The following is a 21,787-nucleotide window of genomic DNA, read 5'->3' as shown; positions in this document are numbered from 1 at the left end:
GGCTACCGGGCGGGCCCGGACCCCCCGGTGCCGGCCGTCCCGCCCGGCTCGCGGTAGTGCAGCACGAACCGCGCGCTGCTGCCGTCGATCCGCCGCCGCACGTACAGCGCCGGCGTGCCGTCGGGCGTGCAGCTGACGCCCTCGCGGACCAGCAGCGGGGTGCCCGGCGGCACCCCGAGCAGCTCCGCGTCCGCGAGGTCCGCGCCGATCGCGCCGAACGCCCGCCAGTCGTACTCCAGCTCCACCCCGGCCGCCCCGGCCAGGGCGGGCACCATGTTCCCCGGCCGTCCGGGCTGCAGCAGTTCGGCCGGCAGCGGCCGGGTCGGCACCCAGTAGCTGTTCGCCACCCGGGGCCGGCCGCCGATCCGGATCACCGTGTCCACCCGGGACAGCTCCCCGGTGGCGCGGCCCAGGTGCCGGGCGGCCTCCTCGTCCTCGGCGGAGCCGCCGACGGCCGGTGCCGCCACCACGGCCTCGCCGTCGCCCTCGACGGTTCCCGCCGCCCCGTCCGGCAGTTCGGTGCCGAACGGCAGGGCGCGGTGGACGCTGCCGAGGTCGAACCGCTGGCTGCGCGGGTCGACGGCGATCGAGACCCGGACCGACGGCGGGCGGACGAAGGTCCCCACGCCCCGGCGGATCTCCAGCACCGCGGCCCGCTCCAGCTCCGCCACCGCCTGCCGGACGGTCAGCCGGTTGACGCCGAAGTCGGCGCTCAGCTCCGGCTCGCTGGGCAGCCGGGAGCCCGCCGGGTACGTCCCGGCGTCGATGCGCTCCTGGAGCTGCCGGGCCAGCCGGCGGTACAGCGGGGTGTCGCTTCGGTGCGTTGCCACGCGCCCGATCCTACGGAGCCGTGGGGCGCCTCCCGTCCGGGCTTGTCCGGAAGTTCACCCCGGCGTCGCTTGCCCCGGCCCCGATCGTCCGGGTAGACATCTAGATGTCTTGACATCTAGATGTCTTGTCCCCCAGCTTTCCCGCTCTCCCGCTCGTCCCCCCACCGAAAGGCCCCCGTCATGACCCTGGTCAACTTCCGCGACCCCGCCACCCTCGCCGACCCCGCCGGCCGGTGGATCCGCCCCGGCGTCCTGCACCGCTCCGCCCAGCCCTTCCCCCAGGACGACGCCGGGATCGCCGCCCAGCTGCGCACCGCCGGCGTCCGCACGATCGTCGACCTGCGCGGCGACGGCGAGGCGCGGGACGAGGACTGGGCGGTGTCGGCGGCCGACGGCGTCGAGGTGGTCGCCGCCCGTATCCAGCCCACCACCGCGGAACTGGAGGCGGCCATGCAGGCGATGGTCACCGACGCCGACCTCGGCGCCTTCTACCTGCTGATGGCCGAGTCCGCCCCCGAGGCCGTCAGGCTCGCCGTCGAGGCCGCGGCCCGCCCCGGCGGGGTGCTGCTGCACTGCGCCGCGGGCAAGGACCGCACCGGCTTCCTGACCGCCCTGCTGCTCGACCTGCTCGGCGTGCCCGCCGAGGAGATCGTCGCCGACTACGCCCGCACCGGCGCGGCGCTGACCCAGATCTTCCAGGGCCTGGCCGAGCGCAACCGGGCCGCGCTGAACGACTACACGACCGGCAACCTGGTCGTCCCCCGTCCGCTGCTGGAGGCCCCGGCCGGCGCGATGGCCGCCTTCCTGGAGCTGGTCGGCAGCCGCTACGGCGGCACCGAGGGCTTCCTCGCCCACTGCGGCGTGGACGCCGCGACCGTCGCCGCCTTCCGCGCCAAGGCCGCTCCCGCCACCGTCCCCGCCGTCCCCGCCGTCCCCGCCGGGCCCGCCGCCGCTCCCGCCGGGGTGACGGCGTGAGCACCGTGAGCCGCCCGCCGCTGCTGCGCCACACCGACGGCACACCGTTCCGCGACCTCAACCACAACGGCACGATGGAGCCCTACGAGGACCCCCGGCTGCCCGTCGAGGCGCGGGTCGAGGACCTGCTGGCCCGGATGACCCCGGCGGAGAAGGCCGCCCAGATGCTGCACGGCCGGATGCTCCCCGGCAACCAGGGCCCCTTCCCCTCCGGCGAGCACCTCATCACCGAACGCGGCCTCACCGCCTTCGGCATGATGGCCGTCCCCGACGCCCGCGCCATGGCCGAGTGGAACAACCACGTCCAGGACCTCGCCGCCGCCGCCCGGCTCGGCATCCCGGTCACCCTCGCCTCCGACCCCCGGCACGGCTTCACCGCCAACCCGGCCACCGCCTTCACCGGCGGCGGCTTCTCCACCGGCCCCGAGCCGATCGGCCTTGCCGCCACCGACGACCCGGAACTCGTCGAGCGGTACGCCGCGCTGATCGGCCGCGAACTGCGGGCCGTCGGCATCCGGGTCGCCATCCACCCGATGGCCGACCTCGCCACCGAACCGCGCTGGGCCCGGATCAGCGGAACCTTCGGCGAGGACCCGGACCGCGCCTCCCGGATCATCGCCGCCTACATCCGCGGCCTCCAGGGCGAGCGGATCGGGCCGGACAGCGTCGCCTGCATGACCAAGCACTTCCCGGGCGGCGGCCCGCAGTTCAAGGGCGAGGACTCGCACTTCGCGGCCGGCCGCCGGCTGGTCTACCCGGGCGGCGCGCTCGACCGGCACCTGCGCCCCTTCGAGGCCGCGTTCGAGGCCGGCACCGCGCAGATCATGCCCGCCTACGCGATCCCCTCCGGCAGCGGGCTGGCCGAGGTCGGCGCCAACTTCAACCACGACGTCATCACCGGTCTGCTGCGCGGGAAGTACGGCTTCGACGGTGTGGTCTGCACCGACTTCAACGCCATCACCGGCATGGACGTCCCCGGCATCGTCAGCCTGCCGCCGCGCCACTGGGGCGTGGAGGAGCTGTCCGTGCCGGAGCAGGTGGCGCTGACCCTGCACGCCGGGGCCGACCAGCTCGGCGGCGAGACCGACCCGGAACTGATCCTCGGCGTGGTCCGCTCCGGAGCCGTCACCGAGGCGCGCCTCGACGAGTCCGTCCGCCGGATCCTGCGCGACAAGTTCCGCCTCGGCCTCTTCGACGACCCGTACGTGGACGTCGAGGCCGCCGTCGAACTGGTCGGCGCACCCGGGGGACGCGCGCTGGGCCGCGAGGTCCAGGCCCGCTCGCTGGTGCACCTGGCCGGCCGCCCGCTCACCGGCACCCGCCTCTACGTCGAGGGCGTCGACCCGGCCGTGGCCGCCCGCTACGGCACCGTCGTCGACCGGCCCGAGGACGCCGAGCTCGCGGTGCTCCGGCTCGCCACGCCCTACGAGAAGCGCGAAGGGCTGCTGGAACAGGCCTTCCACTCCGGCTCGCTGGAGTTCGAACCGGCCGAGGCGGACCGGCTGGCGGAACTGGCCCGGGCACTGCCCACGGCGCTCGTCGCGCAGTTGGAGCGCCCCGCCGTCCTCACCCCGCTGGCACCCCACGCGGCCCTGCTGGTGGGCGAGTTCGGCGCCGCCGACGACATCGTCCTGGACGCCGTGTTCGGCCGCACCCCGATGACCGGCACCCTCCCCTTCGACCTCCCGCGCTCCGACGCGGCCGTCGACGCCGCCCGGGAGGACGTCCCCTTCGACACCGCCGACCCGCTGTTCCGCTTCGGCCACCCGACCGCCCCGCGCGGCAGCGCCGGCTGACCGGGCGGGCACCGCGCGGCGCCGCCGGACGGCCTCCCGTCCGGCGGGCGCCGCTGCGTCAGGCCGTGCTCGGGATCGGGGAGTCGAAGACCTCCGGCGGCCCGTAGTCGCCGAACTCCATCGTGACCAGCACCGCTGTGCCGTTGCTCGTCCAGCGCTTCTCCGCGTATCGGGTCCGGCCGTCGACGTCCACCCACTGCTCGAGGTCGACGCCCGTGACGCCGGTCGGGCGAAGGTGTCGGTACATGACGCCGATGACTCCGGGAGTTGTCGACGGGTCGCCCGGCGCCGTGTGTCCACGCGCCCCAAGGGCCCTCCGGCTACGAATGTTTCCAGCCATCCGGATCTTATACGGCTAACCATCCCTTCGGCCCTGCCTCCGACGAGCCGTCCGGTGAACGGCGGCGGTCCGCGCTGTCATGGCGCTGGGCATCCCACGCCCCACGGGAAGGCAGGAACATGAGGAGATTCAGGCACACCGTCACCGGCTCGGCGCTGGCCCTCGCGGCCTCGGCGGTCCTCCTGGCCGCGGGCGGTACGGCCAGGGCGGAAGCCGGCTACGACCAGATCACCATGCTGAAGCAGGAGAAGACCCAGTGGTGCTGGTCGGCCTCCGGGCTCACCATCGCCAAGTTCCAGGGCTACGGCAGCACCCAGGCGGACTTCTGCAGGCGCGCCTCCTCGTACGCCGGCGGTCCGAGCTGCGACAACCAGCCCGCCAGGCTCGAGGACATGGCCAACGCCTGGTACGACCTGGGCATGGCCAACCCCGGCACCGGCCTGGTGCGCGCGGCGTCGTTCGCCGAGGTCACCAGCGACGTCAAGGCCGCCCGGCCGATCGGCGCCCGGATCGGCTGGAAGTCCGGCGGCGGCCACATGAACGTCGTCTACGGCTTCGACACCTCGAACAACACCATCGCCGTCGGCGACCCGTGGCCGGACACCACCACCTACACGTGGTGGAACTACAACGACTACGTCAACAACAGCTCGTTCCGCTGGACCCACTCCCGTACCGGCATCTCCCGCTAGACCGAGAAGACAGAGAAGGAGTGACGACACATGCGTGACCGAGTCGAGTCCGCCGGCCGGAAGTCCCCCCGGTTCTCCCGGCTGTCCCTGGTCGCGGCGCTGGGCGCGTCCGTGCTGCTGTCCGCGGCCGGCCCGGCCCGGGCGGCCGACATCCCCGACTTCCAGGCTGCCCTGGACCTGGTGCGGTCGGCCGGCGTCCACGACGCCGTCTGCCGTTTCCTCGCCACCCCGCTGCCCGCCGCCGGGCCCGACGGCGGGCCGGGCGGCGCGGTGACGGTCCCCGACACGCCGCACCCGTGCGCGGGCCTGCCCGCGTTCACCCTCAACGACCCGCTCGCGGTGCACGAGATCACCCCGGAGTTCGCCGCGGGCACGGCACTGCCGGTGCCGACCTCGGCGGTCAGGCTCAGCAACCTGGTCTCCTCGCTCGGCGCCGCCGTCAACGACCGCACCGCCACCGTGCTGCTCGCCCCCACCGAGGGCGGCGGCTGGCACCTGGCGGGCGTGCGGGACGGCGACAGCGACGCCGGGTACGCGGGCAGCGCGACCCCGGGCTCCCTGGTCTTCACCGAGCCGCAGATCCGCGGCTGGTACCGGTTGACCCTCTCCACCGTGGAGCCGCTCAACGACCAGGCCAGGGAGGGGCTCCGCGGCCGGTCGTCGATGTCGCTCGCCGACTACCAGCAGGTGGTCAAGGGCCGTTACGCCGACAAGCTGCCCGGCTCCGAGTACGACACCCGGGGCATGTCCAGCGGTTACGGGCCCGGCGGCACGGCGGCGGAGCCGTCCGACCGCACGCCCCTGCTCGCGGGCGGTTCGATCGCGGCCCTGGCGCTCGCGGGCGGGGCCGCCGCCCTCGGCCGGTCCCGGCGCCGCCGCCGCGGCACGGTCTGAGCACCGCCGCCGCCCGGGCCGCCGTCCCACGGCGGCCCGGGCGGCGGCCGGCTCCCCGGGCTCCTCGCGCACAGGCTCTAGGCGCCGAGAGCCTTGCCGTACATCGACGAGGTGCGCCGGACGGTCATCCCCAACCGCTGGTACAACGGCAGCGCGCCCGTCTCCGAGTGCGTCCACAGGGTGCACCGCTCCCGGCCGTGCCGGTGGAGCGCGCCGAACACCTCGCCGAGCAGCAGCCGCGCGATCCCCCGGTGCCGGTGGTCGCGGCGGACCGCCAGTCGCTCGACCTGGCCCTCGCCGCGGTCCGGCAGGTCCAGGGCCAGCGCCGCGCCGACCATGTCCCCGCCGGCGAAGGCCACCCGGGAGAGCGCGGGCGCGAAGGCGTCGTGCCCGACCGTCCGCGGTGCCCACTCCTCGTAGGGACTGCGCCGCACCTGCCACTCGTCGAACGCGTCCTCGGTCGTCCGGTGCGCCGCCCGCTCGTCGCCCGGGCGGAACGGCCGCACGGAGATCCCCGCCGGCGGTCCGGCCGCCACCGGGGCGGCGGGCAGGGCGATCCCCAGCTGCCACTGGGAGACGAACGGCAGGTAGCCGCGTGAGCGCAGCAGTCCCACGGCGGCCCGGTCGCCGTCCTCCACGGCCTGCGCGAGCCGCTCCCCGCCCGCCCGCCGGGCCCGGTCCTCGGTCCAGTCGAGCAGCCACCCGCCCAGCCCGGCGCCCCGGTGACCGGGGTGGACGTCGACCCGGCTGCGCCGTCCCCCGCGCACCCACGCCCAGCCGACCACCTCGCCGCAGGCGTCCCGCACCAGCAGGGTGTCCCGGGCGGGGTCGAGGCCGGGGTGCGCGAGGTCGGCGGCGACCTCGCCCGGCGTGCTCTCGGGCCGGCCGAGCAGGTCGCGCTCGCAGGCGGAGACCAGCCGGGCGACGGCGGGGGCGTCGGCGACGGCGGCCGGGGCGGACCGGTACTGGGCGGGGAGCGGCGGGAGTCCGGCGAGGTCGGTCATGCGTCCTGACTCTGCGCCACCCGCGCCGGTCCTGTCGACCGGATTCGGCGGACCGGTTCGGCAGACCGGTCCGGTGGCCCCGACCCGGTGGCCCGGTCGGGCCCGGGGACGGAGGAGGGGGCCGCCTCCTGGCACGATCGCAGGAGATCGGAGGCGGCCCCCGGGACGGACCGGTCCTGGACCACGCCGCTGACTGGGCATCGACCGCGGGGCTCGGACCGGTCGCGATCCGTCACGCGCCGGTCGGGCGACCGGGCGTCCGGGTCACGTCCCCATCCGACAACCTCAACCGCGGATGAGGTCAAGCCCCGCCGCCGGGAGGCCCGGTCCCGCCGCCCGCAGGACCGCCCCGCAGGACCGCCCCGGACGGCCCGGCAGGACGGCTCAGGAGGACGCCCGCAGCTCCCGGATCCGGGTGATCCGGCCGCGGGCGTCCACGACCAGGTCGTAGGTGTCGCCGTAGCAGGCGTAGGGGGGTTCGGGCTCGCCGCCGGACAGACAGGTGTCGAGGTGGTCCAGCAGGACGGGCAGCTGGACCTCCTTGGCCGGCTCGTCGTGCGGGAGGTCGACCAGGGTGGCGGTGGCGTGCGCCGCCAGGGCGAGGTCGGCCGGTTCGGCGTCGGCGGGGCAGCCCGGGGACACCGGGCGGACGCTCAGCCGGCCGTCCCGGACGTCGAGGACCTGGACCACCCGGCGACCGGCCCCGGTCTCGCAGGCGGTGGGGGAGACGGCGGTGGGGGAGACGCCGGCGGGGGAGGCGGCCGGGGAGGCGAGGTCGAGGTCGGCCCCGGCCTCGGGGGCCGCCCAGTACTCCTCGGTGTCCGGGTACCAGTCCTCCGCGGCGTCCTCGGTGTCGTCGGCGTCCTCGGCGTCGCGCACGTCGCCGACCTCGTCGGAGGACATCGCCAGGGTCGGGTCCTCGTCGATCGGGGTGCAGGCGGCGAGGCCGGTGGTGACGGCGCAGCAGAGCAGCACGGCGAGGAGGAGGCGGCGGGGCGCGGTCATGGGACGAGTCTTCCAGGAACGTGACCGGAGGAGACACCCGCGTACAGGTGGAATCCGTCCGACCGGTTCCGCTCCACCGAATCCGCCGTCCACCGTTTCCGCCCCGGACGTACGACCGCCCCGGACGTACGACCGCGCGTACCCAGGACCGCCCGTACGCACGATCGCCCGTGCACAGGACCGTCCCCGCCGGGCGTGCGGGCCCGGCGGGGACGGAGGACGGAGGGCGGACGGAGCGGACGGAGCGGGGGAACGGGGCTACGCGGCCACGGAGTGCGCCGGGTCGTAGGCCCGCCGCACCCGCTCCTGCGCCTGCGGCCCGGCCCGCAGGTGGTCCAGGCCCAGCAGGACCGCGCCCAGCACCGGCGGCGCGACGACGATCCGGGGCTCGGCGAGCGGTGCCTCCCGGGCCAGGCGCGCCGTCAGGTTGTCCAGCAGCAGTGACTGCCGGGCGGCCAGCACTCCGCCGCCGAGCACCACCGGCGTCGGCGTGTCCAGCAGGTCGAGGCGACGCAGGGCGACCAGCGCCAGCCGGGTGATCTCGTCGGCCTGCCGGTCGATCAGCTCCAGCGCCGCCCGGTCGCCCTCCCCGGCGACCGCGAACAGCACCCGCACGATCTCGTGCAGCCGGGCGAACGGCAGGTGGCCGAGATGGACGGCCTCGGCGACGGCACCGGCGCTGGGCAGGCCGAAGTGCTCGGCGATCGCGGGCGCGAGCGCGGTCGGCCCGCCGCGCCCGTCCTCCGCGCGGACGGCGTGCCACATGCTGCTGACGGCCAGGCCCGCGCCGCCGCCCCAGTCGCCGGTGAGCTCGCCGAGGGCGGGGAAGCGGGCGGTGCGGCCGTCCGGCAGCAGTCCGACGCAGTTGATGCCGGCGCCGCAGACGACGGCGACCCCGCGCGGGCCGTCGGTGCCGGCCCGCAGCAGGCCGAAGGTGTCGTTCACGACGGTGTTGCTGACGCCCCAGGGGTGGGACTCCAGGGCCACCCGCAGCGCCTCCTCCTCGACCGGGAGGTCGGCGTTGGCCAGGCAGGCGCTGACGTGGCTGGTCAGCGGGCCGGTCCAGCCGGTCAGCCCGGCGGCCGCGGCGGCCTCCTCGACCAGCGGGGCGAGGCCGGCCACGGCGGCGGCGCCGCCGGTCTTCTGCGGTGTGAAGCCGCCGCCCCGGGCGGAGCCGAGAACACGGCCGTCGGCGCCGACGAGGGCGACGTCGGTCTTGGAGTTGCCGGCGTCGATGGCGAGGACGCCGGGCAGGTGTGGTTCGGGCTGGTGGGTCATCGGGTCCCCGCGGCTCGTCGTACGTGGCCCGGCCGGGGGTCTTTCCCGGCCGGGGATGGCTTCTCCTCCCGGTCTCCGCCGGGCGCCGGGCGCCGGGCCGCGGGAGGCCCGGCCCGCACTCCCCCCACGGAGTGCGGGCCGGGGGACCGAGGCCCGGTCCGGCGCCGGGACGGGACCGGCACGGAGGCCGGGCGGGTCAGGCCCAGGCGAGGTGCTCGCGGTTGTGGGCGAGCAGCCGGTCCGTGAGCCGGTCGGCGAGTTCGATCTGGCCGACCAGCGGGTGGGCGAGCAGTGCGTCGAAGACCCGGTCGCGACCGCCGCGCAGGGCGGCGTCCAGGGCCAGGTGCTCGTAGGAGGTGACGGCGGCGACCAGGCCGGCGTACAGCGGCTCCAGCGGGCGCTGCGGCAGCGGGCGCACGCCCGCCGCGTCGACCTCGGCCGGCACCTCGATCACTGCGTCGTCGGGCAGGAACGGCAGCACTCCGTCGTTGCGGGTGTTCACCACCTGCACCGAGGTCCCGCCGCCGGTGCCGAGCAGGGCGGCGATGAGCTGCACCGCCGCCTCGGAGTAGAACGCGCCGCCGCGCCGGTCGAGCAGCTCCGGCTTGGTGTCGAGGGCCGGGTCGGCGTACAGCTCCAGCAGCTGCCGCTCGATCTCGGCGACCTCGGCGGCCCGGGAGCCCTTGACCTTCAGCTCCTCCACCACCAGGTCGTGCTGGTAGAAGTACCGCAGGTAGTAGGACGGCACGACGCCGAGCCGCTCGACCACCCGCTGCGGCAGCCGGATGTCGTCGGCGATCTCCTTGCCGAAACCGGCGAGCAGTTCCGGCAGCACCTCCCGGCCGCCGGCCGCGCCGGGCGCGTCCAGCAGGGTGACGCCGCGCTCCCAGCTGAGGTGGTTGAGGCCGACGTGGTCGAGGCGGACCAGCTCCGGGTCGACCCCGAGGTGCTTGGCGAAGCGGCGCTGGAAGCCGATGGCCACGTTGCACAGGCCGACGGCCTTGTGGCCGGCGTTCCGGAGCGCGCGGGTGACGATGCCGACCGGGTTGGTGAAGTCGACGATCCAGGCGTCCGGGTTGGCGCGGCGGACCTTCTCGGCGATGTCGAGCACCACCGGGACGGTGCGCAGCGCCTTGGCGAGGCCACCAGCGCCGGTGGTCTCCTGGCCGACGCAGCCGCACTCCAGCGGCCAGGTCTCGTCCTTGTCGCGGGCGGCCTGTCCGCCGACCCGCAGCTGCAGCAGCACCGCGTCGGCGTCCGCGACGCCGGCCTCGATGTCGGTGGTCGTGGTGACGACCGCGCCGTGGCCCTGCTTGGCGAAGATCCGCCGGGCCAGCCCGCCGATCAGCTCCAGCCGGTCGGCGGCCGGGTCGACGAGGACGAGTTCGCCGATCGGAAGGGTGTCCCGGAGCCGGGCGAAGCCGTCGATCAGCTCCGGGGTGTACGTAGAACCGCCGCCGATGATGGCCAGCTTGAGTGCGGACATCAGCCCTTGACCCCTGTCAGTGTCACGCCTTCGATGAAGGCCTTCTGTGCGAAGAAGAAGAGGACGATCACCGGGGCCATCACCAGCAGGGTGGCGGCCATGGTGAGGTTCCAGTTGGTGTGGTGGGCGCCCTTGAAGGACTCCAGTCCGTAGGAGAGGGTCCAGGCGTCGTGGTTGCTGCTGGCGTAGATCTGCGGGCCGAAGTAGTCGTTCCAGCAGTAGAAGAACTGGAACAGCGCGACGGCGGCGATGGCCGGCTTGGCCATCGGCAGCACCACCCGCAGCAGGGTGCGGAGTTCGCCGCAGCCGTCGATCCGGGCCGCCTCGATGTACTCCTTGGGGATGGTCAGCAGGAACTGCCGCAGCAGGAAGATCGAGAAGGCGTCGCCGAAGGCCATCGGGATGATCAGCGGCCAGAGCGAGCCGCCGAGGCCCAGCTGCTTCGCCCAGAACAGGTACATCGGGATGATGGTGACCTGCGGCGGCAGCATCATCATCGAGATGACCGCCATCATCGCCAGGTTGCGGCCGCGGAAGCGGAACTTCGCGAGCGCGTAGGCGACCGGCAGGCTGGAGACGATGGTCAGCACGGTGCCGGCGAGCGCGTAGAGCAGGGTGTTGCGCCACCAGGTCAGGAAGCCGGGGGTGTTCCAGACCTTGCCGTAGTTGCCCCAGTTCCAGGAGGTGGGCCAGTAGTCGGTGGTGAGTGCCTGGCTGTCGGTCATCACCGAGGTGAGGAAGACGAAGACGAACGGCAGCAGGAAGAAGAGGCCGGCGGCGATCGCCAGCGAGTGGACGGCCACCCAGTTGAGCAGCGCGCGCCGGCGGGCGACCCGCTCGGCAGCGGTGACGGGGCCGCGGGTGGCGCCCCGGCCGGTCCGCTTCCCGGGGGCCTCGGAGGGGAGGGTCGAGCTGAGAGTCATGATCGTGTCCTCACTGGGCCGCTAGTCGTCGCTGGCCATGAAGCCGGACTTGCGGCGCATCAGCACCGAGGTCACGGCCATCGAGATGACGAACAGCACCAGGGCCACGACGCACGCCGCGCCGTAGTTGAAGCGCTGGAAGCCGAGGTTGTAGACCATCTGCGGCAGGGTCCAGGTGGAGCCGTTCGGGTAGCCGGGCTCGAACTGCTGGCCGGAGTTGCCGGCGTTGCCGGCGGCGACCCGCCCGGCGACGAACGCCTGCGTGTAGTACTGCATGGTCTGGATGACGCCGGTGACCACCGCGAACATGATGATCGGCGAGATGTTCGGCAGGGTGACGTAGCGGAACTTCTGGAACGGGCCGGCCCCGTCGAGCTCGGCGGCCTCGTACTGCTCCTTCGGGACGTCCAGCAGGGAGGCCATGAAGATGACCATCAGGTCGCCGACGCCCCACATGGCGAGCAGGGTGAGCGCGGGCTTCGACCAGTTCGGGTCGGCGAACCAGCCGGGCTGCGGCAGACCGATCTCGCCGAGGAAGTGGTTCACCGGGCCGGTGCCGGGGTTGAGCAGGAAGGCGAAGGCGACGGTGGCGGCCACCGGCGGGGCCAGGTACGGCAGGTAGAAGGCGGTGCGGAAGAAGCCGACCCCGGTCTTGATCTTGGTGATCAGCAGCCCGATGCCGAGTCCGAACGCCACCCGCAGGCTCACCATGACGACGACCAGCCACAGGGTGTTGCGCAGGCCCTGCCAGAACGCCGGGAGGTCGTTGAAGACGTAGTCCCAGTTCTTCAGGCCGGTGAAGGTGGGCGAGCCGAAGCCGTTGTACTTGGTGAACGAGAAGTAGATCGTCGAGATCAGCGGGTACAGGAAGAAGACGCTGAACCCGATCAGCCAGGGGGAGAGGAAGGCGAGGGTGCGGGCCGCCGCCCGGCGGCGCTTCCGGCGCAGCAGCTGCTGCACGGGAGGCGCCGCCGGGGCGGTCGCTCCGGCCCCCTTGCGGGTGGCGGACGCGAGTGACATGGGAGCTCCGAGGACGGGCCGGGCGTGCGGGGTGCGGGGTGCGCGCTACTTGGCCTGGGCGATGGCGGCGTCGATCTCCTTGGCGGTGGCGGCGAGGCCGGCCGTGAGGTCGGTCTGCTTGCCGGACTCGTAGTCGTAGCCGAGGTTCTGCACGGAGACCAGGTAGCCGCCGCCGTTGACGACGGCCGGCGTGGTGCCGGAGCTGGCGTGCTTGGCGATGTTCACGAAGGTCTTGAAGTTCTCGTCGGCGACCAGCTTCGGCGACTCCAGCGCGGCGAAGGTGCTCGGCACGTTGTGGATCGCGTTGGCGAAGGAGACGACCGCGTCGGTGTCGGTGGTCAGGAACTTCACGAACTCCCAGGCGGCGGCCTGCTTCTTGCTGGTGCTGGCGATGCCGACGATGGTGCCGGTCTGGTAGCCGCGGCCGTAGGTGTCCTGCTGGTCGTCCGGCACCGGGAACGGCGCGGTCGCCCAGTCGAAGTCCGGCTTGTCGGTGGCGAGCGAGGCGGTGCGCCACTCGCCGTCGATGGCCATCGCGACCTGGCCGGTGTGGAACGGGTTCTTGGCGCTGAACTCCTCGCCGAAGGTGGCGCGGTACTTCTCCAGCTTGTCGTAGCCGCCGAGCTTGTCGACCATGCTCTTCTGCCACTTCAGCATCGCGGCGACCTTCGGGTCGGTGGCGACGGTGGACTTGCCGGCGGAGTCGAAGTACGTGGGGCCGTACTGGCCGAGGAAGTGCTCGGTGGTCGACTCGTAGCCGTGGTACAGCGGCATGAAGCCGAGCTGCTTGTAGCCGTCGCCCTCGGGGACGGTGAGCTTGTTGGCGACCTCGGCGAACTCGGTGAAGGTCTTCGGCGGGTTGGTGATGCCCGCGTCGGCGAAGGCCTTCTTGTTGTAGTACAGGCCGAAGGCGTCGCCGAGCAGCGGCAGGGAGCACTGGTTGCCCTGGAACTGCGTGTAGTTGAGCATCGCGGCCGGGAAGGTCTTGGCGGCGTCGATGCCGTCCTTGGCCAGCAGCGGCTTGAGGTCGACGAAGGCCTTGGTCGAACAGAACATGCCGACGTTGTTGGTGGTGAAGGAGGACACCACGTCGGGGGCGTCGTCGCCGCCGGCCCGCAGGGCCTGGTTGACCTTGTCGTCGGCGATGTTGCCGACGGCCTTGACGTGGATGTTGGGGTGGGCCTTCTCGAAGGCGGCGATGTTGTCGTTGATCGCCTTCACCTCGGAGTCCTGGCTCCAGCCGTGCCAGAAGGTGATCGTGACGTCCTTGCCACTGGCGGAGTCGTCGCCGGAGCCGCCGTCGCTGCTGCCGGTGCAGGCGGTGGCGAGCAGGGCGAGGACGGCGCTGCCGGTGACGGCGGCGAGCGTCCGGCGGCTTCTGCGGGCGGGGGAGGTGGTGGATTGCACTTCGAGGTCCTCCTGGGGGTGCCGCGGGCAGGCGTCATTGCCTCGGGTCCCGCGTTCGGGATGGGGAGAGGTGGGTGCAGGGTCGAGCGGTGCGGGCCGTGCGTCGGGCTGTGTGCGTGGGCCTGTGTGCGTGGGCCTGTGTGCGGGGGACGTCAGTGGGTCGAGAAGACCGCCTCGCGGGCGGCGGCCAGCGCGCGGGCCAGCGCGCCGATCAGGACCGGCGAGCCGGTCAGCGTGCTGCCCCGGACCTCGGGCCGGGCGGGCGAGATCCTGGCCAGCTCCTCCTCGACCAGGGCCCGCAGCCGTTCGCCGCCGGCGGTCGGGACCCCGCCGGAGAGCACCACCAGCCGGGGGTCGACGACGGCGACGATCACGGCCAGGCCGACGGCCAGCCGGGCGGCCAGCTCGGTGAGGAAGGAGTCGCCCGCGCCGGGGGTGTCGAGGGCCCGGGCGACCGCCTCCTCGGCGCTCGGCGCGGCGATCCCGTGCTCCTTGGCCAGGGCCCGGACGGCGGGGGCGCCGACGAGTTCCTGGAAGCCGCCGGAGTTGCGCCGGCGGGCGTCCCGGACCGGCGAGCCGGGCACCGGCATGTAGCCGACCTCCCCGGCGCCGCCGGTGAAGCCGCGGTGCAGCCGGCCGGCGATCACGATCGCGGCGCCGGTGCCCTCGCCCGCCCACAGCAGCACGAAGTCCTCGAAGCCGCCGGCCGCGCCGGAGGACTGCTCCGCGACGGCGGCGAGGTTCACGTCGTTCTCGATCGTCACCGGCGCGCCGATCGCCCCGGCCAGCCCCTCGGCCAGCCGCGGCGCGTGCCAGCCGGGCAGGTGCGAGGCGTACCGCAGCTTGCCGGTGACCGGGTCGGGCGCGCCGCCGACGCCGATCACCACGGTGTGCAGGGCGCCCTCGGCGAGCCCGGCGGCGCGGACCGCCCCGGCGACCGCGTCGGCCACCCGGGGCACGGTCGCGGCGGCCTGCCAGCCCTTGGTGGGGACGACGTGCTCGGAGAGGGTGGTGCCGCTGATGTCGGCGACCGCGACCCGGACGTGGCTGTTGGTGACGTCCAGTCCGGCGACGTAGCCGGCGGCGGGATTCACCTGGTACAGCTGCGCGTTGGGCCCCGGTCCGCCGGCCGTGGTGCCCACCGGCAGCACCAGCCCGGCCGCTTCCAGCCGCGCCAGCAGCTGGGAGGCGGTCGGCTTGGAGAGCCCGGTGAGGGTGCCGATCTGGGTGCGGGAGAGCGGCCCGTTCGCCAGCAGCAGTTCGAGCGCGGCGCGGTCGTTGATGGCCCGCAGGAGGCTGGGAGTGCCGGCGAGGGGGGTCTTGGTGTGGCTTCTGGTCACGGGACGATCCTCCTCCTCGGGGCGGCCGGGATTCCGGTCGGGCCAGGCGCGAACTGTTAGGAAACTTTCCAGTCGCTTGGGACAGGACCGTACGGGCCCCGTCAGCGGAGTGTCAATGGCCCTTCGCACGGAGGATGCCGACTCGTTACCCGACGGCCCCGGGACAGCACGGAGCCCCGCCTCCGAGTGCTGCGGAAGCGGGGCTCCGGGAGGCCTGCGCCGATCGGTCAGGGCGCCTTGGTGCCGTCGTCGGGCGGGCGTACGGGGGCCGGTATCGGGGTGGCCGCCTTGTAGCCCGCCGAGGACGGGTCGGCCAGCGCGGACGGCGGGGCCGGATCGGTGCCCGGCGCCGGGGCCGCGGCCGCGCCGAGGACCATCGCGGCGGCCGTCCCGGCGGCCGCGCCCGCGGCGACGGCCGGCCCGACCTCCTCCTTGACCTTGATCCCGGCCTCGTCGAAGACCTGCTTGAGCCGCTGGCGCAGCGCCCGCCCCACGCTCAGCGACTTGCCGGGGGCGGTCCGCGCCTCGACCCGCAGCACCACCGAGTCCGCCGCCACCGACTCCACGCCCAGCACCGAGAACGGCGCCCAGACCAGCTCGTCGAACGGCGACTCCTTGGCCAGCGCCTCGGCGGTGTCCTTGATCAGCGCCTCGACCCGCTCCAGGTCCTCCTTGTAGCCGACCTGGACGTCCACCGAGGCGGTCGACCAGCCCTGGCTCATGTTGGCGATGCGCTTCACCTCGCCGTTGCGGATGTACCAGATCTCGCCACCCGCGCCGCGCAGCTTGGTCACCCGCAGGCCGACCTCCAGCACCGTGCCGGTGGCCACCCCGGTGTCGATCTCGTCGCCGACGCCGTACTGGTCCTCCATGATCATGAAGACCCCGGAGAGGAAGTCGGTGACCAGGTTGCGGGCGCCGAAACCGATCGCCACACCGGCCACACCGGCACTCGCCAGCAGCGGCGCCAGGTTCACCCCGAGCGCGGACAGCACCATCAGCGCCGCCGTGCCCAGGATCGAGAACGACGCGACGCTGCGCAGCACCGAGCCGATCGCCTCGGCCCGCTGCTGGCGCCGCTCGGGGTTGACCACCCCGGTGTTGGCCAGCAGCCCGCCCAGCCGGCTGGGCTCGTCCTCGTTCTCGCCCGGCCGCACCATCCGCGTTATCAGCTGGGTGATCACCTTGCGCACCATCGCCCGCAGCACGAGGGCCAGCACGATGATGAAGACGATCCGGACACCGCTCGCCAGCCAGTCCTGCCAGTGCGAGTCGAACCAGCTGGCGGCCTGCCGGGTGGTGTCGGAGACCTCCTGCGCGCTGGTCGGGATTCTGAGGTCCGGCAACTCCGGAGCGGTGGGGGTCGGGGACGGCGCGGGCGTCGAGGCCGGCGTCGTGGTGGACGCGTCGGCGAGGAGGCCGGCGGCACCGGAGCGGAACACGTACGGGACCTTCCTGCAGGGGTCGTGACCCGGTCCGCCGCCGCGGCGCCCGCCCGGGACTGGCACGCCCCTGGCCTGCGGACCGTCCGTCTACCCTAGCCGCCGTCCGGCCGCCGGCTCGACACGCCGAACGGTCCGGGCCGGTCCGCCGCAAGGCGCGCGCACCCGTCCGGACGCCCCGTCAACGCGTCCGCACGCCGGGTTCCGCGCTGCTCCGCTCGGCCCAGCGGTACCCCGGCGGGGCACCGGAGTGCAACCCGCGCTTCCCCCGGGCATACCGGGTATGACAGAACCCACACCCGGAGTTCACACCGGGTCCGTTACACAGGAGTGGTGGCGCCGTACAAAGGCGTAAGGCGACACTGGGGTGGATCACGCACCCGTTGCGCGATCGAACCGCTCGTCCCGGCGCGAGCCACGCGCCGCAGGCGTCCAAGGAGGCATCCGTGCCGCATGTCCTGGTCCTCAACGCGTCCTACGAGCCGCTCGGCGTCGTATCGATGCGCCGCGCACTCATCCTCGTCCTCAATCACAAGGCGGTCAGCCTGGAGGACTCGGGGGTCACTCTGCACAGCGCCACCAGCGCCCTTCCGGCGCCGTCCGTCGTCCGTCTGACCCGCTTCGTCCGGGTCCCGTTCTGCGGGCCGGTCCCGCTCACCCGCCGGGCGCTGTTCGCCCGCGACCACGGTCGTTGTGTCTACTGCGGGGCCGCCGCCACCAGCGTCGACCACGTCATCCCGCGCAGCCGGGGAGGCCAGCACCGCTGGGACAACGTGGTGGCGGCCTGCCGCCGCTGCAACCACACCAAGGCCGACCGCCACCTCACCGAGCTCGGCTGGCGGATGAAACGACCACCCGCGCCGCCCAGCGGCCTGGCCTGGCGGATCATCGGCACCGGGATCAAGGACCCGCGCTGGCGGCCCTACCTGGAACCGTACGGCGGGAACGACCAGCTGCGCGCCCCGCAGTGGGGCGAGTACGAGCACCACGACCATACCGACCCGGCCCACCCGGTCCCGCTCGGCCGGGCCCACGCCGGCCACCCCGCCCCCGTCCGCCGCGGTGAGCAGCCGGAACCGCTCTCCGCCTGAGTCCGCACCACAAGGGCTTGCCCGTCATATTTCCCGGTACGCCTCATGGGCCGCCGCGCACCCCGCACCGGGGAGCGCGGCGGCCCGCCGTCCGCCCCGGTACGGGACGCGCGGCGGGACGGAGGTCAGGGCTTCGGCCGCGGGCCCGTCGGACTGCCGCTCGGCGTGCCGGCCCCGGCACCCGGGCCGGTGGCCGTCGGGGAGGGAACCGGTCCGGTCGGGGAGGCCGAGGGTGTCGGCACGGCCGGCGGCGTGGTCGCCGTCCCGCCCCCCGGGCCCTCGGGCCGGCCGCCCGACTGCTGGCCGCCGCCCGGCTGCCCGGTCGGCGGTGTCACCGGCGGGGTGACCGGAGGCGTCACCGGCGGCACCACCTGGTCCACCGGGGCGACGGCGTACAGCTCGACGCCCCAGAGCGAGTAGCCGTACTTGGTCGCTCTGGCCACACCCTGGATCCGCAGGAACTTCGCGCCCGGCGCGTCGAAACGCACCGTCTCGTTGCCGCCCCTGCCGTCCCCCACGGTCGCGACCGTGGTCCAGGACCGCCCGTCCGCCGAGGACTGGATCTTGTACGCGGCGGCGTAGGCGGCCTGCCAGTGCAGCACCGCCGAGCCCAGGTGGGTCGCCTTCGGCAGCTCCAGCTGCACCCAGGCGTCGTCCGCCGCCGGCGAGGACCAGCGGCTCTTCGGGTCCTGGTCGGCCACCGCCGCGGCCGGGAAGTTCGGGGTCTCGTCGCCGGAGGAGGTGGCCTGCGCGGTGATCGCCAGATCGGGACCGCCGGTCGGCGGCACGACGTGCACCTGGAGCACCTGGCGGACCGTCGTCTGCCCGGCCACGAACACCACCGGCACCTGGTACGTCCCGGACGGCGTCTCCGGTCCGGCGGTGACCAGCAGCGGCACGCCGACCTTGCCGCCGCGCGGCACGCTCACCCCGGTCACCGGCGCCACGGTCAGCCCCTTGGCGACACCCGGCACCTCGGTGCGCAGCTCCCCGGTGACCCCCTCCGGCCGGCCGGCCTCGACGGTCACGCGGGCCTGCACCGGCGCGGCCTCGCCGATCACCGCGTCCACCGAGGCGTCGGCCAGGCTCAGCCGGGCCGCCGGGGCGTCCGCGTACCAGGGGATCACCTGGTTGACCACGGGCGGCTCCCCGCCCGGCTTCCAGGCCAGCCGGAACGCGTCGGCGGGCTGACCGCTGGCCGCGAGCTCGTTCCACCCCGGCTGCACGGTGCCGATCTCGGTCCAGGTGCCGTCCGGGTGCCGCACCGCGACGGCCGCCGAGGCCCGCACCCCCGGATCGGTGAGCACGGTCAGCCGGTCCAGCGGCCGGGCGGCGCCCAGCTCGACCGTCAGCGGCTCGTCCTGCGCGGTCGGCGCGGTGGCCGCGCGGTAGGCGGTGTCCGGATTGCCGTCCAGCACGGCGGCGGCCGAGGAGCCCGGCAGCGCGGCCGGGCCGCCGGAGACACTGGCCGGCAGCTCGTCCGGCGCGGTCACCGAGAACTCGCGCACCGCGACCGCGGTCTTCTGCGCGGCGGTGGCCCGCAGCCGCACCGCCCGGACCACCGTCCCGGCCGGGACCTGCGCCGAGACGGACTTCTGGTTCTTCACCGAGGCGAGCTTCTTCCAGCCGCCCTCCCCGGTGGAGTACTCCAGCACGCCGTCCCGGATGTAGTCGTCCAGCGCGCTCTGCCCGTCCGGACCGCTGCCCCAGGAGCCCATCAGCACGGTGACACTGCCGACCGGGCGCCCGTCGCCGAGGTCCAGGCCGACCGAGTCGCCCTGCTGCGGCGGTGCCGAGCTCCAGTAGAAGGTGTCCGCGACGCCGTCGGCCATCAGCGCCGGCAGGTGGTCGTGCGCGGTGCCCAGGGTGGTGGTCGCGGTGACGCCGCCGCCCTGCACCCCGGCCCAGGTGTCGGCCGCCTGCAGCGCCCGCTCCAGGAACGGGCCGAGCACGCCCGCGCCGACCGTCGCCGGGCTCTGGCCGAGCTGCTCGCGCAGCTTGGTCAGCTCCACCCGGGCCTTCCAGGCGGCCCCGCCGTCGCCGCCGCGCTGGGCCAGCAGCATGTCCAGGGCGGACTGCCCGGCCAGCCCGAAGTCGCGCAGCGGCGCCAGCCAGGGCGCGGCCTCGGCGGCCAGCGGGGCGGTCGCCTGGGCGGCCGCCAGGGTCTGCTGGGCGCCGGCCATCGCCGTGAACGCCTCCCGCAGCGGGGCGGCCGACTCGATCAGCCTCGTCAGGTCCGGCGCCGCCCCCGAGGTCGGCTCGGCGGACGCCCAGAACCGGTCCATCAGCGGCAGCAGGTAGCCGGACTCCTGCTTGGCCAGCGGCGAGGACACGCTGTTCCCGGCCAGCGCGGTGACCGCGGCCAGGGTCTCCCCGGTCGGCGTGGCCGTCGCGCCGGTCGGCCCGGCCAGCGAGCGCAGCGCCGCCCGCCAGGAGTCCTCCGGCTTGTAGGCGGACGGGTTCCAGGCGAAGTCGCCGGCCGTGGAGAGAGCGATCCGGGAGGCCACCGGCTGCCGCATCGCACCGGTCAGCATGACGGCCGACCGGGTCGCCACCTCGCTGTCCCGGCCGGTGTAGGCGCCCAGGAAGAGCCGGTCCGGGGTGGCGTCGTTGACCGGGTAGTTGTCCATGGTGACCAGCGGGTGCCCGTACAGGCCGCCGGTGTCCGCGACCTGGGTGCCGGTGATCCGCTCCGGGATCACCCCGACACCGCTCCAGGCCACCTGCACGGCGGGGGGCAGCGCGGCGGCCAGCGCCGTCCGGTACGGGCTGGAGCCCTGCTGGTGGTACTCGGTGGGGACGACCGACAGCGGCGCCAGGCCCGGGTTGCGCGCGATCAGCCGGTCCTGCACCTTGGCCGCGAGCTCCGCCTGTGCCTTCGCGGCCGCGGTCGGGCCGGTGCCGTACCTGGACCGGTCGTCGGAGCAGTGCCACTCCTCGTAGGACACGTCCAGGAACTGCAGCTGGAAGGCCGAGAAGCCGAGCCGGCGCAGCCCGTCCAGCTTGGCCACCAGCGCGTCCGCGTCCTTCCCGGAACTGAAGCAGAAGGACTGCCCGGGGTCGATCGCGTACCCGAGGGTGACGTGGTCGCGCGCGGCGCGGACGCCCAGCGCGCGCAGGTCGTTCTCCCGCTCCTGCGGGTAGGCGTCCCGCCAGCGGGCCAGCCGGTACGGGTCGTCACCCGGCGCGTAGAGGTAGAAGTTCTGCTTCGACCGGCCGAGGAAGTCCAGCTGGTCGAGCCGCTGCTGCTGCGTCCACGGGGTGCCGTAGAAGGCCTCGGCGGTCCCGCGCACCGGCGCTCCGGACGGCCAGTCGCGCAGCACGATCCCGGGCAGCCCGAGCCCGGCCGCGCCGGGCAGCTGGCCCTGGTCGGCCGGGACGGCCGCCAGCAGCTGGCGCAGCGACTGCGCGGCGTAGAAGGTGCCGGCCGCGTCGGTCCCGGCCAGCACGACCGCCCCGTAGCTGCCGCCGCCGGCCACCGGCAGCTGACCGGCCGCCAGCACATGGCCGCCGGAAGGCAGCCCGGCGGCGGTGGGCGCGGCGGTGTCCGTGCCGCCGGCCGCCACGGTGAGCTCGCGCAGGATCCGGTCGGTGTCGCCGCCCGCGCCCTCGGCGGGGCCGCCGACGTACACCACCAGCGAACCGGCCACCGGCGGGTTCGGCGCCGGCCGCGCGGTCACGTCGGTCGCGCCGGCGATGCCGAGGACCTCCCGCACCGCGGCCACCGCGCCGGGATCCGCGTTCGGCGCGGTGACCAGGGTGACGGCGCCCGGCACGGTGACCGGCCGCCCGGTCACGCGCTGCTCCTGCGGATGCGGGAACACCTGGGGGTCGCCCAGGCTGCCGAGCGGGGTCTGCGGAACGCCGCCCGCGGTGCTCACCACGTCCGGACCCGGCGGGTACCCGGGCGCCACCGCGTACGCGGCCGGGCCGCTCACCAGCAGGCCGCCGACCACGGCGGCCGCCGACAGGGTGGCCGCCACCTGGAGGGTCCGCCGGCTCGGCGCCCCCGGGCGGGCGGCCCGGGCGCGCTCGGCCCGGACCGAAGGCAGCAGCGGCGAGGTGCCCTTGAGGTCGGCGATCAGCCGATCGGCCGTCCGGGGGGCAAGTTGACGGCACGTCCGTGCGGTGGCCCGACGGGCCGCGAGCGCCGTCGGGTGCTGGAGCACTTCGCGCAGCGCCGGGCTCTGCTCCAGCTGCTGACGGAACCGCCGGCCGGCCACCTCGGACACTCGGGCTTGCACAGGAGCCTCCTAGCCAGGCC

General features: G+C 74.5%; 17 protein-coding genes. 5 read left to right on the top strand and 12 right to left on the bottom strand.

The features are described from left to right. Positions 1 to 2: 2 nt before the first annotated feature. Entirely contained in the window at positions 3 to 830 is an 828-nt protein-coding gene (locus tag ACIPYS_RS14375) for a GntR family transcriptional regulator (RefSeq protein WP_400746135.1), read from the bottom strand. A gap of 180 nt (positions 831 to 1,010) precedes the next feature. Here ACIPYS_RS14375 and ACIPYS_RS14370 point away from each other — a divergent pair, with 180 nt between their 5' ends. Both ACIPYS_RS14370 and ACIPYS_RS14365 read left to right on the top strand, forming a co-directional pair. Then, the gene (locus tag ACIPYS_RS14370; RefSeq protein ID WP_400746134.1) at positions 1,011 to 1,805 is read left to right on the top strand and encodes a tyrosine-protein phosphatase; all 795 of its coding nucleotides are present in this window, start codon (positions 1,011 to 1,013) and stop codon (positions 1,803 to 1,805) included. Further along, positions 1,802 to 3,601, top strand: coding sequence for a glycoside hydrolase family 3 protein (locus tag ACIPYS_RS14365; RefSeq protein ID WP_400746132.1), 1,800 nt, complete (start codon positions 1,802 to 1,804; stop codon positions 3,599 to 3,601). The genes ACIPYS_RS14370 and ACIPYS_RS14365 overlap by 4 nt, the downstream gene beginning before the upstream one ends. Before the next feature lie 58 nt (positions 3,602 to 3,659). Here ACIPYS_RS14365 and ACIPYS_RS14360 read toward each other — a convergent pair whose 3' ends face one another. Further along, entirely contained in the window at positions 3,660 to 3,848 is a 189-nt protein-coding gene (locus ACIPYS_RS14360) for a hypothetical protein (protein WP_400746130.1), read from the bottom strand. Between the two features lie 212 nt (positions 3,849 to 4,060). Between ACIPYS_RS14360 and ACIPYS_RS14355 the strand changes: the two genes are divergently transcribed. Then, entirely contained in the window at positions 4,061 to 4,633 is a 573-nt protein-coding gene (locus ACIPYS_RS14355) for a papain-like cysteine protease family protein (RefSeq protein WP_093860146.1), read from the top strand. 30 nt (positions 4,634 to 4,663) lie between these two features. After that, a complete protein-coding gene (locus tag ACIPYS_RS14350) occupies positions 4,664 to 5,527 on the top strand; it encodes a hypothetical protein (RefSeq protein WP_400746128.1) in 864 nt (287 codons plus the stop codon). Positions 5,528 to 5,604: 77 nt separating this feature from the next. On the opposite strand, the gene ACIPYS_RS14345 is transcribed toward ACIPYS_RS14350, so the two are convergent. From ACIPYS_RS14345 to ACIPYS_RS14305, 9 genes are all read right to left on the bottom strand, one after another. Further along, positions 5,605 to 6,531, bottom strand: a complete 927-nt coding sequence (locus ACIPYS_RS14345) for a GNAT family N-acetyltransferase (protein WP_400746126.1) — start codon at positions 6,529 to 6,531, stop codon at positions 5,605 to 5,607. Positions 6,532 to 6,915: 384 nt separating this feature from the next. After that, positions 6,916 to 7,536, bottom strand: a complete 621-nt coding sequence (locus ACIPYS_RS14340) for a hypothetical protein (RefSeq protein ID WP_093860143.1) — start codon at positions 7,534 to 7,536, stop codon at positions 6,916 to 6,918. A 258-nt stretch (positions 7,537 to 7,794) separates the two neighbouring features. Next, positions 7,795 to 8,814: an N-acetylglucosamine kinase gene (locus ACIPYS_RS14335; protein WP_093860142.1), complete on the bottom strand. Its 1,020-nt coding sequence runs from the start codon at positions 8,812 to 8,814 to the stop codon at positions 7,795 to 7,797. 196 nt (positions 8,815 to 9,010) lie between these two features. Continuing rightward, the gene (locus ACIPYS_RS14330; RefSeq protein WP_093860141.1) at positions 9,011 to 10,300 is read right to left on the bottom strand and encodes a 6-phospho-beta-glucosidase; all 1,290 of its coding nucleotides are present in this window, start codon (positions 10,298 to 10,300) and stop codon (positions 9,011 to 9,013) included. Next, a complete protein-coding gene (locus tag ACIPYS_RS14325; RefSeq protein ID WP_093860140.1) occupies positions 10,300 to 11,223 on the bottom strand; it encodes a carbohydrate ABC transporter permease in 924 nt (307 codons plus the stop codon). Before ACIPYS_RS14325 ends, ACIPYS_RS14330 begins: the two co-directional genes overlap by 1 nt. 21 nt (positions 11,224 to 11,244) lie before the next feature. After that, complete coding sequence (locus ACIPYS_RS14320; protein WP_093860139.1) at positions 11,245 to 12,243, bottom strand: carbohydrate ABC transporter permease; 999 nt, start codon at positions 12,241 to 12,243, stop codon at positions 11,245 to 11,247. 45 nt (positions 12,244 to 12,288) lie between these two features. Beyond that, positions 12,289 to 13,650 carry an ABC transporter substrate-binding protein gene (locus ACIPYS_RS14315; protein ID WP_400746122.1) on the bottom strand — a complete coding sequence of 454 codons (1,362 nt, stop codon included), beginning with the start codon at positions 13,648 to 13,650 and terminating at the stop codon, positions 12,289 to 12,291. A 152-nt stretch (positions 13,651 to 13,802) separates the two neighbouring features. Then, on the bottom strand, positions 13,803 to 14,990 hold the full coding sequence (locus tag ACIPYS_RS14310) for an ROK family transcriptional regulator (RefSeq protein ID WP_400746121.1): 1,188 nt from the start codon (positions 14,988 to 14,990) through the stop codon (positions 13,803 to 13,805). 227 nt (positions 14,991 to 15,217) lie between these two features. Then, entirely contained in the window at positions 15,218 to 16,432 is a 1,215-nt protein-coding gene (locus ACIPYS_RS14305) for a mechanosensitive ion channel family protein (RefSeq protein WP_093860137.1), read from the bottom strand. Between the two features lie 446 nt (positions 16,433 to 16,878). Here ACIPYS_RS14305 and ACIPYS_RS14300 point away from each other — a divergent pair, with 446 nt between their 5' ends. After that, positions 16,879 to 17,523 (top strand): HNH endonuclease, encoded by a 645-nt coding sequence (locus tag ACIPYS_RS14300; protein WP_093860136.1) that lies wholly within the window; start codon positions 16,879 to 16,881, stop codon positions 17,521 to 17,523. Positions 17,524 to 17,648: 125 nt separating this feature from the next. Here ACIPYS_RS14300 and ACIPYS_RS14295 read toward each other — a convergent pair whose 3' ends face one another. Continuing rightward, complete coding sequence (locus ACIPYS_RS14295; RefSeq protein ID WP_400746120.1) at positions 17,649 to 21,767, bottom strand: beta-N-acetylglucosaminidase domain-containing protein; 4,119 nt, start codon at positions 21,765 to 21,767, stop codon at positions 17,649 to 17,651. Positions 21,768 to 21,787: the final 20 nt, after the last annotated feature.

Origin of the sequence: Kitasatospora sp. NPDC089913, assembly GCF_044748625.1 — a bacterium.
In the GTDB taxonomy this organism is placed as follows: domain Bacteria; phylum Actinomycetota; class Actinomycetes; order Streptomycetales; family Streptomycetaceae; genus Kitasatospora.
The sequence above is the reverse complement of the archived record's forward strand: the minus strand, read 5'-3'. Positions and strand labels throughout refer to the sequence as shown.